Source organism: Streptomyces oryzae (assembly GCF_017676365.1).
GTDB lineage: Bacteria > Actinomycetota > Actinomycetes > Streptomycetales > Streptomycetaceae > Streptomyces > Streptomyces oryzae.
This window is the reverse complement of the sequence record NZ_JADKMA010000093.1, coordinates 1-16,020: the sequence shown is the minus strand read 5'-3', so window position 1 is coordinate 16,020 and position 16,020 is coordinate 1. Positions and strand designations below refer to the sequence as shown.

Below are 16,020 nucleotides of genomic sequence, written 5' to 3'. Positions count from 1 at the left end.
CACGATGGCAACTCCGGCATACGCGCACGGACCGGCGTGTCCCAGGACGTAAGAGCGGTTAGCGGATAATTTGCCTCGAAGGGGCATAGCCCTGGCCAGGGATTCCTGGCCACGACCGCACGCCGACCGCCTTGCCCTGGAGATCTGGAGCGCCTGTATGCGCCTGCTGCTGGTCCACCCGAGCGCGCTGATGTACTCGGAAATCTTCCTCCGTCTGGAGCCGCTCGGCCTCGAGCGGGTGGCCGCCGCCGCCAGGGAAGCGGGGCACCAGGTGCGGGTGGTCGATCTGCAAGTGCTCAGCAGGAAGCTGCTGGAGCAGGAGCTGCGGTCCTTCCAGCCGGAGGCACTGGGCATCTCCCTCAACTACCTGGCCAACATCCCGGAGGCCATCGAGATCGCCCACAGCGCGAAGGCGGCGGCGCCCGGGTGCTTCGTCTTCTTCGGCGGCCACAGCATCTCCTTCATCGGCGACCATGTGCTGGAACAGGCCGACGGAGCGGTCGACGCCATCGCCCGCGGAGAGGGCGAGACCGTCGTCGTCCCGCTGCTGGAGGCCGTACGGGACGGCGCTGCCCATACGGTGCCGGGCGTGGTGACGGCGGAAGGGCGCGGTCCGGCCCCGAAGATGCTGGACAGCATCGACCGGCCGCGCCCGGCGCGGGATCTGATGCGCCGCCGCAACCGCTACTTCATCGGCGAGCTCGACCCCTGCGCCTCCATCGAGTTCACCCGCGGCTGCCCCTGGGACTGCTCCTTCTGCTCCGCCTGGACGTTCTACGGGCGCAGCTACCGGCGGGCCGCACCTGAGGCCGCTGCGGAGGAGATGGCGTCCATCCGGGAGCCGAACGTCTTCATCGTCGACGACGTCGCCTTCATCAAGCCCGACCACGGCCACGGCATCGCCGCCGAGCTGGAGCGCCGCAACATCCGCAAGCGCTACTACCTGGAGACCCGCGCCGATGTCCTGCTGCGCAACGAGGAGGTCTTCGAACGGTGGACCAAGCTGGGCCTGAAGTACATGTTCCTCGGCATGGAGGCGCTGGACGCCGACGGGCTCGACCAGTTCCGTAAGCGCATCAGCCCGGACGAGAACTTCAAGGCGCTGGAGAAGGCCCGGCGGATGGGCATCAGCGTGGCGATCAACCTGATCGTCGATCCCGGGTGGGACGAGGAACAGTTCCGGCTGGTACGCGAGTTCGCGCTGGCGGTGCCGGAGATCGTGCATCTGACCGTCATGACGCCGTATCCGGGCACGGAGGTCTGGCACACCGAGGCCCGCCAGCTGACCACCCGCGACTACCGGCTCTTCGACATCCAGCACGCCGTCGTACCCACCCGGCTGCCGCTGGAGCACTTCTACCGCGAGCTGGTCAGCACCCAGGCCGTCATCAACCGCAAGCACCTGGGGCTGAGCACCGCCATCGGCGCCCTGCGGGTGCTGGGCCGCAATCTGGCGCACGGCCAGACGAACTTCGCCCGCATGCTGTGGAGGTTCGGCCGCGTCTACAACGCCGACCGGCAACTCGCCGACCACGCGCGCCCGGTCAGATACGAGCTGCCCGTACCCGAGCGCCGCGGCGCCCCCGGCCGCAAGGAGCTGTTCGTCCATACGATCGGCCGCTCGGGCACCCGCACCCAGGAGACGGGACAGCAGCAGACCGAACAGCAGACCGGGCCCGCGCAATAACGTCGGCCCGAGCCGTCAGCCCGCCGGGTCCTCGCGCGGTGGGGCGTCGTCGTTGCCGCGCCGGATGGTGCGCAACGGACCGCCCGGCCGCCACGTACGGAAGACGATCTCCTCGCCCTCGATGGTGACCCGCACCGCCTCTTCGACCTCGACCCGGAAGAGATGGAAGGCCTCGGGCACATGGCCCTCCGGCATGTCTGCCACCCAGCGCCCCATCTCCTCCGGGTCCGCCACCTCCACCGCGCGCCCCGAGATCCGTACGTCTCCCCCGTCCATGTCCGAGCCCGAGCCGGGGTTGGCGTACATCGCGAACCGCGGGTCGCGGCGCAGGTCCAGCGCTTTGAGCGAGTTCGGCATCATGCCCAGCCACATCTCGCCGGCCCGGAAGTCCGCCTCCAGCCCGGTCAGCCGCGGCGAACCGTCCTTGCGGAGGGTGGCCAGCACATGGTGTATGTGGCGAACCGCTGCTCGACCGTCTCGGCGAAGGCGGGCTCGGCCTCGTGGAAGCCGTGCCAGCTGACGCCGCCGGGCACGGTCACGTTCTCCGTCGTCATACGGACAGCGTGCGGCCCTAACCCGACATCTTCTGTCGGGTTTCCCGGCGCGCGGTCTCCTCGGTCTCACCGCGCCGGGACTGGGTGGGGATCCGGGCCAGAGCCGCCTTCGCGGAAGGGGAGAGCCGGTGGTGCTCGGCCGCGGCGTCCAGGACCGGGATGGCGCGTTTGTCGCCCAGCGCGCCGAGGCCGACGACGCACGCCTCGGCGATCGGCCAGTAGTGCAGCGGGCCGATCAGCAGGCGCTGGAGGACGTTGATGAGGGTGGGCACCGACTCCGGGGCACGCAGCGCGGTCAGCAGCCGGACGGGGTAGAGCGCGTAGGCGGTGCGCAGCTCGTTGGTGGCCAGGGCCGCCGCCGCCTTGGCCGTACGGGGATCGCGCAGCCGCTCCAGCGCCTGGGCCGCGCTGGCACAGCAGACCGGGTCGCGGTAGTTCAGCATGAAGATGAGCGTCTCGAATGCCCTGCGGTCGCCGGCGCTGCCCAGTGCGAAGGCCGCGATCTCTCGGGCCCACAGCGGCCGTTCGGTCTCCACGAGCACGGCGGCGAGCTGATCGCGCGCCTCCGTGCTGCGCTGCCTGGCCAGCGTCACCAGACGTGCGTACTCGACGGGCTCGGCCTCGGGCCGCACTCGGTCGATCAGCGCTCGGAACGCGTCGCCCACTCCGGCTCCCCCTCACGTGCTGAGTTCCACAGCGGTGGAAGTGTTCCTACCCCTGGCTTTATGGTTACCCACGAGTTAAGGTGCTCATCAGAGCGGTATCCCCGCTCAGGCGGTTTGGTGACGCAGCCGCCGAGAGTGACGTCGGTTCGGCAGCGGGCCCACCACGCGCACAGGCGCGCCGGGTCCGTACGGGCCGCCTCGTGACCGGGCCCCGGGACAGGGCCGCGCAGCGGGGCGTGACCGGTAACTCCCCTGCCTTGCGCGTGCATACGCACGTGCGCCCGGTAGTGCACGAAACCCTCACCCTCATCAACCACTCCCCCCTCGCCGGGGGGCCTGTGTCACACCCTCTGGAGTCCCCTGATGGACCGTCCTCCCCTGCGCACGATCGCCGTCGTCGGCCTCGGCACGATGGGTACCGGCATTGCCGATATTCTCGCCCGCGCCGGGCGTGAGGTCATCGGCATCGACACGAACGAAGCAGCCGCGCGGCAGGCCGTTGTCGCGCTGGAGTCCTCCACGGCGCGCTCGGTGGAGCGCGAGCGGATGACGCAGAGCGAGCGCCGGGAAACGCTGGCGCGCTTCCGTACCTTCTCCGGTCTCGAGGCCGCGGCCGAGGCCGATCTCGTCATCGAGGTGGTGCCGGAGGACTACGACACCAAGTGCCAGGTCTTCGCCGAGCTGGACACCGTCGTCAAGCCGGACACCATCCTGGCGACCGGCACCAACGCGCTGTCGGTGACACGGCTGGCCGCCGACTCCGACCGGCCGGAGCGCGTGCTGGGGCTGCACTTCTTCAATCCGGCGCCCGCGATGAAGCTCGTGGAGATCGTCTCCTCGGTGCTCACCTCGCCCCAGGCGGTCGCCGCCGTCACGGAGTTGGCCAGGGAGCTGGGCAAGGATCCGATCGCGGTCGGTGACCGACCCGGATTCGTCGCGGACGGGCTGCTGTTCGGATATCTGAACCAGGCCGCCGCGATGTACGAGTCCCGCTACGCCACTCGTGAGGACATCGACTCCGCCATGAAACTGGGGTGCGGTCTGCCGATGGGCCCGCTGGCCCTCCTCGATCTGATCGGTATCGACACCGCACGCACCGTACTGGAGGCGATGTACGAGCAGTCGCACGACCGGCTGCACGCGCCCGCGCCGGTCCTGCGGCAGCTGAGCGAGGCCGGCCTGACGGGACGTAAAGCGGGGCGCGGCTTCTACACCTACGCGGCGCCCGGCAGCGCCGAGGTGGTGCCGGACGCGCTCACCCCGGACCCGGCGGCGCGGCGCGGCGCGGGCCGGCAGGTCGCAGAGGTGGGCGTCGTGGGCTCGGGGACGATGGCGGGCGGTATCGCCGAGGTCTTCGCCAAGGCCGGCTACCGCACGGTGCTGGCGGCGCGCAGCGAGCAGAAGGCGCAGACCGCCAAGGAGCGGGTGGCGCGGTCGCTGGAGCGTTCGGTCACCAAGGGCCGGATGACGGCCGAGGACCGGGACGCCACCCTGGCGCTGATCACCCCGGCCGGTTCGCTCGACGCGCTCGGCACGGCCGATCTGGTGGTCGAGGCGGTGGCCGAAGAGCTCGGCGTCAAACGGCAGTTGTTCCAGCGGCTGGACGAGGTCTGCAAGCCGGGCGCCGTGCTGGCCACCACCACCTCCTCGCTGCCGGTGGTCGCCTGCGCCCGCGCCACCTCCAGGCCGCAGGACGTGATCGGCATGCACTTCTTCAACCCGGCTCCGGCAATGAAGCTGGTCGAGGTCGTCTCCACGGTGCTGACCGCAGGGGAAGCGCGGGCCACCGTCCGCGAGATCTGCGCGAAGATCCGCAAGCATCCGGTGGACTGCGGCGACCGCGCGGGCTTCATCGTCAACGCGCTGCTCTTCCCGTATCTGAACAACGCCGTGAAGATGCTCCAGGACCACTACGCCTCGCTGGACGACATCGACGCCGCGATGAAGCTCGGCGGCGGCTATCCGATGGGCCCCTTCGAGCTGCTGGACGTGGTGGGACTGGACGTCTCGCTCGCGATCGAGCGGGTGCTGCACGAGGAGTTCCGCGACCCCGGGCTGGCGCCGGCTCCGCTGCTGGAACATCTGGTCGCCGCGGGCTGCCTGGGCAGGAAGACGGGGCGCGGCTTCCGCGAGTACGCACGCCGGTGACCGGCCTGGGCACCGGATGGGGCGGGCTGTTGGAACCGCCGGCAGGCGGCCCGGCGAACAGCCCGTCCCCCGAGTCCGTCACGGCGTGTAACGTTCACCACATGCCAGAGCCCGAGAAGAACTCCCGTACGACCAGCCAGCGTGCGAACGGTGCCGCAACCCAGCGACTCAGGGTGCGCCGTGAGTTGGCCGCCGCTGCCATGGAGCTCTTCGCCACGAAGGGTTACGAAGCGACGACGGTGGATGAGATCGCGGCGGCTGCGGGCGTCGCCCGGCGCACCTTCTTCCGGCACTTCCGCTCCAAGGAAGAGGCGATCTTCCCCGACCACGACGACACCCTCGTGAGAGCCCAGGCGGTGCTGGAGGCGGCACCCGCGCACGAGCATCCGCTGGACACCGTGTGCCGGGGCATCAAGGAAGTCATGAAGATGTACGCCGCCTCGCCGAAGGGCAGCGTGGAGCGGTACAAGCTCACCCGCGAGGTGCCGGCGCTGCGGGAGCGGGAGATCGCCTCCGTGGCCCGCTACGAGCGGCTGTTCACCCGCTATCTGCTGGGCCACTTCGACGAGGAGGCGCACCGCGACGGCGTCAGCGGCTACGACGAGCCGCTGCTGGCCGAGGTGGCGGCCTCGGCAGTGGTGACCGCGCACAACCATGTGCTGCGGCGCTGGCTGCGCTCGGGCGCGGCCGGCGATGTGATGGCGCAGCTCGACCACGCCTTCGCCATCGTGCGGCGTACGTTCGGCACCGGTTTCGGTGCGCACCGCCCCAGCGCCGAGCAGCCGGCGGCGGCCGTGGAGCGCCGGGACGAGGTGCTGGTGACCGTCGCCCGTACCGACGCCCCGCTCGGCGAGATCATGTCCACCATCGAACGCGCACTCTCCCGGGACTGACCCTCCGGTCCGCGGCCACCCCCTGAGTGAGTCGGGTGAATTGCGCCCGCAGCTGCGCCCCGCATACCCGCTACCGGGCCGGCGAGCGGAAACCATGGCGCGAAGGCGACGTGGAGGTGCGCAGTGTCGGTGGCGCCGGGTGGGGCGAAGGGCCCCAGACACAAGGCGAAGCGGTCCAGGCCGTGGCTGCGGACCAAGTCGGTCGAGGAATCGATTCTCGACACCGACGACCCCGAGGGCGGGCTGCGCAAGTCGCTCTCGGCACTGGATCTGACCGTCTTCGGCGTCGGCGTGATCATCGGCACCGGCATCTTCGTACTGACCGGCCAGGTGGCCAAGTCGACGGCGGGGCCCGCGGTGGCCATCTCGTTCGCCGCCGCCGGTCTGGTGTGCACACTGGCCGCGCTGTGCTACGCCGAGTTCGCCTCCACGGTCCCGGTGGCCGGCTCCGCCTACACCTTCGCGTACGCCTCGCTCGGTGAGCTGCCCGCCTGGATCATCGGCTGGGACCTGGTGCTGGAGCTGGCGCTGGGCTGTGCCGTGGTGGCGGTGGGCTGGTCGGGATACGTCCGTTCGCTGCTGGACAGCATCGGCTGGAATCTGCCGGACTGGCTCTCGGGCACCAGTGATCAGACCGGCTTCGGCTTCGATCTGCTGGCCAGTGTGCTGGTGCTGCTGCTGACGGTGATCCTGGTCGTCGGCATGAAGCTGTCGGCGCGGGTCACCTCCACCGTCGTGGCGATCAAGGTGGGGGTGGTGCTGCTGGTGATCCTCGCGGGTGCGTTCTTCGTCACGGCCGACAACTACGACCCCTTCATCCCGCCGGCCCAGGGGGCGATGGACTCCGGGTCCGGCTTCGCGGCGCCGCTGATCCAGCTGATGTCCGGATACCAGCAGACCACGTTCGGCGTGATGGGCATCTTCACCGGCGCCGCCATCGTCTTCTTCGCGTTCATCGGCTTCGACGTGGTGGCCACGGCCGCCGAGGAGACCCACAACCCGCAGCGCGACATGCCGCGCGGCATTCTCGGCTCGCTGGTCATCTGCACGGTGCTGTACATCGCGGTCTCGATCGTGGTCACCGGGATGCGCAAGTACACGGAGCTGACCGTGGACGCGCCGCTGGCCGATGCGTTCAAGGCCGTCGGTGAGCCGTTCTGGGCCGGGCTGATCAGCTTCGGCGCCGCGGTCGGGCTGACGACCGTGTGCATGATTCTGCTGCTGGGGCAGTCGCGGGTGTTCTTTGCGATGAGCCGGGACGGGCTGCTGCCGCCGGCCTTCGCGCGGGTGCATCCCCGGTTCGGCACGCCGTACCGCTCGACCATTCTGCTCGGTGTGGTGGTGGCGGTGATCGCGGGGTTTGTCAGCCTTTCCGAGCTGGCCGAACTCGTCAATATCGGGACACTTTTCGCGTTCGCGGTGGTGGCGCTGGGTGTCATCATCCTGCGCCGCACCCGGCCGGACCTGCCGCGCGCTTTCCGTACCCCGCTGGTGCCCGCACTGCCGATCACCTCGGTGCTGGCCTCGCTGTGGCTGATGCTGAATCTGCCTGCGGAGACGTGGGCGCGGTTCGGGGCGTGGATGGGGGTGGGGGCCGTGCTGTATGCGGGGTACGGGCGGCGGAGGAGCCGACTGCGGCGCGGTGAGGAGCCGTTGCCGCATCACGTGCCGTAGCCGCTGGGGAGGGGGTGCCCCTGATCCCCCGCCGCAGTCTGCGGGTTCGCCGTGGCTGGTCGCGCCCACGCGGCGGAGCCGCATATCGATACAGCCCCGCGCCCCTTCGGGGCGGCTTCTGATCGATCATCGCTCAGATGAGGGCAGATCGCGCCATGTGAGAATTCACGGCACAGGGTGCCTTGTGTACTGGCACTGAGTGTCATACCTTGGCGTCAGTCCGGGCGCTGTCCCCGCGGCCCAAACCGCGTGCCCCGGACCGCTTGGCGTCACAAGCACCCGCGCACACCCGCGCACCACCAGCACAGCCGAACCGACGGCACTGCCTCACAACCGACGTCCCTCAAGCGACCTTGCAAGCTCGCGCTTCGCCGGAGGCATTCCGTGAACCAGATCCTCGACGCGATCCTCGCGTCCGACACCTCGCCGGAGGACTTCGCCGCCCTCCCGCTGCCCGAGTCCTACCGCGCCATGACCGTCCACAAGGACGAGGCCGGCATGTTCGAAGGGCTGGAGACCCGGGACAAGGACCCCCGCAAGTCCCTGCACCTCGACGAGGTGCCGCTGCCCGAACTCGGTCCCGGCGAGGCCCTGGTGGCCGTGATGGCCTCCTCGGTCAACTACAACTCCGTGTGGACCTCGATCTTCGAGCCGCTGTCCACCTTCGGTTTCCTGGAGCGCTACGGCCGGCTCTCGCCGCTGGCCAAGCGGCACGATCTGCCGTACCACATCATCGGTTCCGACCTGGCGGGCGTCGTGCTGCGTACCGGCGTGGGCGTCAACTCCTGGAAGCCGGGCGACGAGGTGGTCGCGCACTGCCTCTCCGTCGAACTGGAGTCCGCCGACGGGCACAACGACACGATGCTCGACCCCGAGCAGCGGATCTGGGGCTTCGAGACCAACTTCGGCGGGCTCGCCGAGATCGCGCTGGTCAAGTCCAACCAGCTGATGCCCAAGCCGGACCACCTCAGCTGGGAGGAGGCGGCAGCGCCGGGGCTGGTCAACTCCACCGCCTACCGGCAGCTGGTCTCCCGCAACGGCGCCGGTATGAAGCAGGGCGACAACGTGCTCATCTGGGGCGCCAGCGGCGGGCTCGGCTCGTACGCCACCCAGTTCGCGCTGGCCGGCGGCGCCAACCCGATCTGTGTCGTCTCCAGCGAGGAGAAGGCCGAGATCTGCCGCCGGATGGGCGCCGAGGCCATCATCGACCGCAAGGCCGAGGGCTACCGGTTCTGGAAGGACGAGCACAATCAGGACCCCAAGGAGTGGAAGCGCTTCGGCAAGCGCATCCGCGAGCTGACCGGCGGCGAGGACGTGGACATCGTCTTCGAGCACCCGGGGCGCGAGACGTTCGGCGCGAGCGTCTACGTCACCCGCAAGGGCGGCACCATCGTCACCTGCGCCTCCACCTCGGGCTACGAGCACAGCTACGACAACCGCTACCTGTGGATGTCGCTGAAGCGGATCGTCGGCTCGCACTTCGCCAACTACCGCGAGGCGTGGGAGGCCAACCGGCTGATAGCCAAGGGCAAGATCCACCCGACGCTCTCCAAGTCGTACCCCCTGGAGGAGACCGGCCAGGCCGCGCACGACGTGCACCGCAACGTCCATCAGGGCAAGGTCGGCGTGCTGTGCCTGGCCCCCGAGGAGGGCCTGGGCGTGCGCGACACGGAGAAGCGGGCCCAGCACATCGACGCCATCAACCGCTTCAGGAACGTGTGAGACGGCCCGATGACTGAGCGTCAGAAGGACCGGCCGTGGCTCATGCGGACATACGCGGGCCACTCCACGGCCGAGGCGTCCAACGAGCTGTACCGGCGCAACCTCGCCAAGGGGCAGACCGGGCTGTCCGTCGCCTTCGATCTGCCCACCCAGACCGGATACGACCCCGACCACGTCCTCGCCCGCGGCGAGGTGGGCCGGGTCGGGGTGCCGGTCTCCCATCTGGGCGACATGCGCAGGCTCTTCGACGGCATCCCGCTGGAGAAGATGAACACCTCCATGACCATCAACGCCACCGCCATGTGGCTGCTGGCGCTCTACCAGGTGGTCGCGGAGGAACAAGGCCTTGGAGAAGAAGGCATCTCCCAGTTGCAGGGCACGACGCAGAACGACATCGTCAAGGAGTACCTCTCGCGCGGGACACACGTCTTCCCGCCGGGGCCCTCGCTGCGGCTGACCACCGACATGATCGCCTACACGGTCGCCCATCTGCCCAAGTGGAACCCGGTGAACATCTGCAGTTACCACCTGCAGGAGGCCGGGGCCACGCCGGTGCAGGAGATCTCGTACGCGATGGCGACGGCGGTCGCGGTGCTGGACGCGGTACGGGACAGCGGGCAGGTGCCGCCTGAGGAGTTCGGGCGGGTGGTGGCGCGGATCTCGTTCTTCGTGAACGCGGGCGTCCGCTTCGTCGAGGAGATGTGCAAGATGCGGGCCTTCACCCGCATCTGGGACCGGATCACCAGTGAGCGCTACGGCATCACCGACCCCAAGCAGCGCCGCTTCCGCTACGGCGTGCAGGTCAACTCGCTGGGCCTTACCGAGGCGCAGCCCGAGAACAACGTGCAGCGCATCGTGCTGGAGATGCTGGCCGTCACCCTCTCCAAGGACGCGCGGGCCCGTGCCGTGCAGCTGCCCGCCTGGAACGAGGCGCTGGGCCTGCCCCGGCCCTGGGACCAGCAGTGGTCGCTGCGTATCCAGCAGGTGCTGGCGCATGAGAGCGATCTGCTGGAGTACGAGGACATCTTCGCCGGCTCGCATGTGATCGAGGCCAAGGTGGACGCGCTGGTGGAGGCGTCGCTGGCCGAGATGGCGCGGATCGAGGAGATGGGCGGAGCGATGGCGGCCGTCGAGTCCGGCTATCTGAAGTCCCAGCTGGTCGCCTCGCACGCGGAGCGGCGGGCCCGGATCGAGTCGGGCGAGGAGAAGATCGTCGGCGTCAACTGCTACGAGTCGACCGAGCCGAGCCCGCTCACCGCCGACCTGGACACCGCGATCCTGACCGTCGACCCGGCCGGTGAGGCGGCGACCGTGGAGGCCGTCAAGCGCTGGCGCGAGACCCGCGACGAGCCGTTCTGGCGCGAGGGCACCCGCGAGCCGGGGCTGTACCCGAGCGCCGAGCAGGCCCTCGCGGCGCTGCGGGAGGCGGCGGCGAGCGACACCAATCTGATGGAGGCCACGCTGGAGTGCGCCCGCGCCGGGGTCACCACCGGGGAGTGGGCGGGGGCGCTGCGCGAGGTCTTCGGCGAGTTCCGCGCGCCGACCGGGGTGAGTTCGGCCCCGGTCGCGGTCAGCGCCGAGGAGGGCTCGGAGCTGGACGAGGTCCGCCGGCAGGTGGAGCGCACCGCGGCGGAGCTGGGCGTCGGCAAGCTGCGGCTGCTGGTGGGCAAGCCGGGGCTCGACGGCCACAGCAACGGCGCCGAACAGATCGCCGTACGGGCCCGGGACGCGGGCTTCGAGGTGGTCTACCAGGGCATCAGGCTCACGCCCGAGGAGATCGTCTCGGCGGCACTCGCCGAGGACGTGCACTGCGTGGGCCTGTCCATCCTCTCCGGCTCGCACGCCGAACTGGTGCCCGACGTGCTGGAGCGGATGCGGAAGGCGGGCGCGGCCGACGTCCCCGTGATCGTGGGCGGGATCATCCCGTCGGCGGACGCGCGGGCGCTGCGCGAGGCGGGGGTCGCCGCCGTCTTCACCCCGAAGGACTTCGGGATCACCCGGATCATCGGCCGTATCGTCGACGAGATCCGGACACAGCACAAGCTCCCGGCGCACGATCAGCGCAGTGAGCGCGACCAGCGAGAACCAGTGGAGGTCACCTCGTGAACAGCGACAACCGGCAGCGGGCGCTCCGTCCGCGGCGCTCCTGCCTGGCGGTGCCCGGCAGCAACCCGCGGTTCCTGGAGAAGGCGCAGGGCCTCCCCGCCGACCAGGTCTTCCTCGACCTGGAGGACGCCTGCGCCCCGCTGGCCAAGCCGGAGGCGCGGCACACCATTGTGAAGTTCCTCAACGAGGGCGACTGGAGCGGCAAGACGCGCGTCGTGCGGGTCAACGACTGGACCACCGAGTGGACCTACCGCGATGTGGTCACCGTCGTGGAGGGCGCGGGCGCCAACCTGGACTGCGTGATGCTGCCGAAGGTGCAGGACGCGGCTCAGGTGCAGGCGCTGGACATGCTGCTGACGCAGATCGAGAAGACGGTGGGCCTGGAGGTCGGCCGGATCGGTATCGAGGCGCAGATCGAGAACGCCAAGGGCCTGGTGAACGTGGACGCGATCGCCGCGGCGTCGCCGCGGATGGAGACCATCGTCTTCGGCCCGGCCGACTTCATGGCGTCCATCAACATGAAGTCCCTGGTGGTGGGCGAGCAGCCGCCCGGCTATCCGGCCGACGCCTACCACTACATCCTGATGCGGATCCTGATGGCGGCCCGTACGCACGACCTCCAGGCCATCGACGGGCCCTACCTCCAGATCCGCGATGTGGAGGGCTACCGGAAGGTCGCCCAGCGGGCCGCCGCGCTCGGCTTCGACGGCAAGTGGGTGCTGCACCCGGGCCAGGTGGAGGTCTCCAACGAGGTCTTCTCGCCCTCCCAGGAGGACTACGACCACGCCGAGCTGATTCTGGACGCGTACGAGTACTACACCTCGGAGGCGGGCGGCAAGAAGGGCTCGGCGATGCTCGGCGACGAGATGATCGACGAGGCCAGCCGCAAGATGGCGCTGGTCGTCTCCGGCAAGGGCCGCGCGGCCGGGATGCAGCGGACCTCGACCTTCACCCCTCCGGAGGGCTGAGCCATGCAGTTCGGACGCACCTATGAAGAGTTCACCGTCGGCGACGTCTACAAGCACTGGCCGGGCAAGACGGTCACCGAGTACGACGACCACCTGTTCTGTCTGCTGACCATGAACCACCACCCGCTGCACATGGACAGCAACTACGCCGAATCGACGACCGATTTCGGCAAGAACGTGGTGGTCGGCAACTACATCTACTCGCTGCTGCTGGGGATGTCGGTGCCGGACGTGTCGGGGAAGGCGATCGCCAACCTGGAGATCGAATCGCTCAAGCACGTGGCGCCGACCTTCCACGGGGACACCATCTACGGCGAGACGACGGTGCTGGACAAGATTCCCTCGAAGTCGAAGAGCGACCGCGGAATCGTGCACGTCGAGACCAAGGGCTACAAGCAGGACGGCACGCTGGTGTGCGTCTTCCGGCGCAAGGTGATGGTGCCGACCGAGACGTACGTCAAGGAGCGTGGCGGGGAACAGCCGGGCCGTCCCGAGCTGCGGGAGCCGGCACCGAAGGGCGGTAGGTGAGATGGGCCGGCTGGCGCAGACCGAGGGTCTGACGGAGATACAGCAAGAAATCCTCACGACGGTGCGGAACTTCGTCGACAAGGAGATTCTCCCTGTCGCCACGGAGCTGGAGCACAAGGACGAGTACCCCACCGAGATCGTCGAGGGTCTGAAGGAGCTGGGGATCTTCGGCCTGATGATCCCCGAGGAGTACGGCGGCCTGGGTGAGTCGCTGCTCACCTATGCGCTGTGCGTGGAGGAGATCGCCCGCGGCTGGATGAGTGTGTCGGGCATCATCAACACGCACTTCATCGTGGCGTACATGCTCAAGCAGCACGGCACGCAGGAGCAGAAGGACCACTTCCTGCCGAAGATGGCCACCGGCGAGATCCGTGGCGCGTTCTCGATGTCCGAGCCGGGGCTGGGCTCCGATGTGTCGGCCATCACCTCCAAGGGCGTGCGGGCAGCGGACGGTTCCGGCGACTTCCTGCTCAACGGGCAGAAGATGTGGCTGACCAACGGTGGCTCCTCGACGCTGGTGGCCGTGTTGTGCCGGACCGACGAGGGGCACCCGGAAGGCACGGCTCCGCACAAGTCGATGACGACGTTCCTGATGGAGAAGGAGCCCGGTTTCGGCCAGGTCAGGCCCGGGCTGACCATCCCCGGCAAGATCGACAAAATGGGCTACAAAGGCGTCGACACCACCGAGTTGATCATGGACGACCTGCGGATTCCGGCCGACCGGGTACTCGGCGGCGCGACGGGCCGCGGTTTTTACCAGATGATGGACGGGGTCGAGGTCGGCCGGGTAAATGTCGCAGCACGTGGTTGCGGCGTCGCACAGCGTGCCTTCGAGCTCGGGATCGCATACGCGCAGCAGCGTCACACGTTTGGCAAGCCCATCTCCGGGCATCAGGCCATTCAGTTCAAGCTGGCCGAAATGGCCACGAAGGTCGAGGCAGCTCACGCCCTGATGGTGGGCGCAGCTCGCAAGAAGGACTCCGGTCAACGCAACGACCTGGAGGCCGGGATGGCGAAATATCTCGCCTCCGAGTACTGCAAGGAGGTCGTGGAAGACGCCTTCCGCATCCACGGCGGGTACGGTTTCAGCAAGGAATACGAGATCGAGCGGCTCTACCGGGAGGCGCCGATGCTGCTGATCGGCGAAGGAACCGCAGAGATCCAGAAAATGATCGTGGGCCGACGACTCCTGGAGGAGTACCGTAGCCAGGGCTGAATGTCCTTTTCGGGGTGTTTTCTTGGTATTCAAGATCACACCCCGAACCGGGACTTCGGCCACTGACTGGCCCGCTGGCTTGCCCAGTTGCCATCAGAAACCGATAGCATCCCGGGAAAGCCGCCGTCCCCTGTCAACCTACGCGGCTCCCTCCGCTACGAAGGTCATTCATGCCCCACAGCCCATCCACAGCACCCAGCGGCTCTCCCTCGTCCGGCGCTGACGGCCCCGGCTCCGGCGCATCCCGCACACCTCGTGTGCGCCTCGCGCGCGGAGCCTCGCCGTGGCTCGCACCGACCGTCGCGACGGCAGCCCTCAGCCTGGCCCGCGCCCGCAAGTCGAAGCGCGCCGCACTGGTCGCCGTGCCCGCGACGGCGCTCGCCGCCGGGATGCTGTGGTTCTTCCGGGACCCGGAGCGGGAAATCGGCCAGGGCCGGGTGATCTCCCCGGCCGACGGCGTGGTGCAGAGCATCATGCCGTGGCAGGACGGCCGTACCCGCGTCGCCATCTTCATGAGCCCGCTGAACGTCCACGTCAACCGCGCCCCCCTCGCGGGCACGGTGACGTCCGTCGAGCACATCCCCGGCGGCTTCGTTCCCGCGTTCAACAAGGAGAGCGAGAACAACGAGCGCGTCGTCTGGCACTTCGACACCGAGCTGGGCGATATCGAGATGGTCCAGATCGCCGGCGCCGTGGCCCGGCGGATCGTTCCCTACCTGCCCAGTGGTGCCAAGGTCGAGCAGGGCGAGCGCCTCGGGCTGATCAGGTTCGGCTCCCGGGTGGACGTCTACCTCCCCAAGGGCGTCGAGACGGCCGTGGAGGTCGGTCAGACCACGACAGCGGGGGTGACTCGCCTTGACCGTGATTGATCCCGACGCGAAGGCGCCCTGGGTCCCGGCCCAGGACCGCCAGGCCGACTACGCGGAGTACGCGGACGGGGACTTCGACGAGTACGCCGACGACGCGGACGACGAGATGCCGCTGTCGACCCGGCTGTCGATCGCCGACACCCTCACGCTGGGCAACGCGACCTGCGGCTTCATGGCGGTGTACTTCACCACCACCGGCGTCCTCATCCCGCATCTGACCGGCAGCGAGGATGGCGGCATGGCCCGGCACAGCGCCGCCACGGCCGTGGTGCTCATGCTGATGGCGGCCGTCTTCGACCTCTTCGACGGGCTGGTCGCACGCAAGCTGCGCAGCTCGGCCATGGGCGCCGAGCTGGACAACCTCTCCGACCTGATCAGCTTCGGGCTGGCACCCGCGTATTTCGTGGCCGTCTGGGGCATGGTCGCCAACGACGCACACCAGCGGATCTCCGTGGTCGCCGCTGTGGTGGTGCTGCTGGCGGTGGTGCTGCGGCTTGCGCGGTTCTCCTGCGTGCCCATGCGGAACGGGATGTTCCAGGGCATGCCGGGGCCTTTCGGCGCTTTGACCGTCATCTCGATCGTGCTGCTGGAGCTGCCCTTCGTGCCGACCGCGCTCGGCATTCTCGGCGTCGCGTGGCTGATGGTCAGCCGTGTCGAGTACCCGAAGCCGCGGGGGCGGCTGGCCGTGGCCATGCTGTGCTGGATCGTGCTCAGCATGGGCCTGCTGGCCTCCTGGGCGTTCGACGCGCCCGGGGGCGAGCTGCTGCTGCAGACGGGATGTGCGCTTCAGGTGGTGCTGGGCGCTGTGATTCCGCTCTTCGCGACGGCACGCCGGGTGAACGCCTTCCGGGACAACCGCCGCGAGGCCCGCGCTGCTGCCCAGGGCTGATCCGCTGCCTGCTCTGCCGTGAGGGGCCCGCCACGCTGTGGCGGGCCCCTTTCTCGTGTCTGCGGGGGGGGTGTGGCTGTGCCTGGGGGCGCGGCTGTGCC

Annotated in this window: 12 protein-coding genes and 1 pseudogene; 11 read left to right on the top strand and 2 right to left on the bottom strand. The window is 69.1% G+C overall.

Annotation, left to right across the window (positions count from 1 at the left end; genetic code table 11):
- The first annotated feature begins 157 nt into the window (after positions 1-157).
- Complete coding sequence (gene hpnR / locus ITI46_RS18990; protein ID WP_209240851.1) at positions 158-1,687, top strand: hopanoid C-3 methylase HpnR; 1,530 nt, start codon at positions 158-160, stop codon at positions 1,685-1,687.
- A gap of 15 nt (positions 1,688-1,702) precedes the next feature.
- Here the strand turns inward: hpnR and ITI46_RS18985 are convergent.
- Both ITI46_RS18985 and ITI46_RS18980 read right to left on the bottom strand, forming a co-directional pair.
- A pseudogene (locus tag ITI46_RS18985) lies at positions 1,703-2,241 on the bottom strand (pyridoxamine 5'-phosphate oxidase family protein).
- Between the two features lie 17 nt (positions 2,242-2,258).
- Complete coding sequence (locus tag ITI46_RS18980) at positions 2,259-2,906, bottom strand: HEAT repeat domain-containing protein (protein ID WP_209240850.1); 648 nt, start codon at positions 2,904-2,906, stop codon at positions 2,259-2,261.
- A 363-nt stretch (positions 2,907-3,269) separates the two neighbouring features.
- On the opposite strand from ITI46_RS18980, the gene ITI46_RS18975 reads away from it, so the two are divergent.
- The 10 genes from ITI46_RS18975 (at position 3,270) to ITI46_RS18930 (ending at position 15,919) form a co-directional block, all read left to right on the top strand.
- A complete protein-coding gene (locus ITI46_RS18975; RefSeq protein WP_209240849.1) occupies positions 3,270-5,054 on the top strand; it encodes a 3-hydroxyacyl-CoA dehydrogenase family protein in 1,785 nt (594 codons plus the stop codon).
- A 101-nt stretch (positions 5,055-5,155) separates the two neighbouring features.
- On the top strand, positions 5,156-5,947 hold the full coding sequence (locus ITI46_RS18970; RefSeq protein ID WP_209240848.1) for a TetR family transcriptional regulator: 792 nt from the start codon (positions 5,156-5,158) through the stop codon (positions 5,945-5,947).
- Between the two features lie 129 nt (positions 5,948-6,076).
- Entirely contained in the window at positions 6,077-7,621 is a 1,545-nt protein-coding gene (locus ITI46_RS18965; RefSeq protein ID WP_372452001.1) for an amino acid permease, read from the top strand.
- 384 nt (positions 7,622-8,005) lie between these two features.
- On the top strand, positions 8,006-9,343 hold the full coding sequence (gene ccrA, locus ITI46_RS18960) for a crotonyl-CoA carboxylase/reductase (protein WP_209240847.1): 1,338 nt from the start codon (positions 8,006-8,008) through the stop codon (positions 9,341-9,343).
- A gap of 9 nt (positions 9,344-9,352) precedes the next feature.
- Positions 9,353-11,449 carry an ethylmalonyl-CoA mutase gene (locus ITI46_RS18955; RefSeq protein ID WP_209240846.1) on the top strand — a complete coding sequence of 699 codons (2,097 nt, stop codon included), beginning with the start codon at positions 9,353-9,355 and terminating at the stop codon, positions 11,447-11,449.
- Entirely contained in the window at positions 11,446-12,417 is a 972-nt protein-coding gene (locus tag ITI46_RS18950; protein WP_209240845.1) for an HpcH/HpaI aldolase/citrate lyase family protein, read from the top strand. Before ITI46_RS18955 ends, ITI46_RS18950 begins: the two co-directional genes overlap by 4 nt.
- Before the next feature lie 3 nt (positions 12,418-12,420).
- The gene (locus ITI46_RS18945) at positions 12,421-12,945 is read left to right on the top strand and encodes a MaoC family dehydratase (RefSeq protein ID WP_209240844.1); all 525 of its coding nucleotides are present in this window, start codon (positions 12,421-12,423) and stop codon (positions 12,943-12,945) included.
- Between the two features lies 1 nt (position 12,946).
- Positions 12,947-14,161, top strand: a complete 1,215-nt coding sequence (locus ITI46_RS18940) for an acyl-CoA dehydrogenase family protein (protein WP_209240843.1) — start codon at positions 12,947-12,949, stop codon at positions 14,159-14,161.
- A 170-nt stretch (positions 14,162-14,331) separates the two neighbouring features.
- On the top strand, positions 14,332-15,030 hold the full coding sequence (locus ITI46_RS18935) for a phosphatidylserine decarboxylase (RefSeq protein WP_247746214.1): 699 nt from the start codon (positions 14,332-14,334) through the stop codon (positions 15,028-15,030).
- A complete protein-coding gene (locus ITI46_RS18930; RefSeq protein ID WP_209240842.1) occupies positions 15,017-15,919 on the top strand; it encodes a CDP-alcohol phosphatidyltransferase family protein in 903 nt (300 codons plus the stop codon). The genes ITI46_RS18935 and ITI46_RS18930 overlap by 14 nt, the downstream gene beginning before the upstream one ends.
- The last annotated feature ends 101 nt before the right edge of the window (positions 15,920-16,020 follow it).

Bases quoted from the DNA above. Each gene is read 5' to 3' on its own strand.
- ITI46_RS18935 (WP_247746214.1), top strand. From the start codon at position 14,332: ATGCCCCACAGCCCATCCACAGCACCCAGCGGCTCTCCCTCGTCCGGC.
- ITI46_RS18955 (WP_209240846.1), top strand. From the start codon at position 9,353: ATGACTGAGCGTCAGAAGGACCGGCCGTGGCTCATGCGGACATACGCG.
- hpnR (WP_209240851.1), top strand. From the start codon at position 158: ATGCGCCTGCTGCTGGTCCACCCGAGCGCGCTGATGTACTCGGAAATC.
- ITI46_RS18945 (WP_209240844.1), top strand. From the start codon at position 12,421: ATGCAGTTCGGACGCACCTATGAAGAGTTCACCGTCGGCGACGTCTAC.
- ITI46_RS18970 (WP_209240848.1), top strand. From the start codon at position 5,156: ATGCCAGAGCCCGAGAAGAACTCCCGTACGACCAGCCAGCGTGCGAAC.
- ITI46_RS18975 (WP_209240849.1), top strand. From the start codon at position 3,270: ATGGACCGTCCTCCCCTGCGCACGATCGCCGTCGTCGGCCTCGGCACG.
- ITI46_RS18940 (WP_209240843.1), top strand. From the start codon at position 12,947: ATGGGCCGGCTGGCGCAGACCGAGGGTCTGACGGAGATACAGCAAGAA.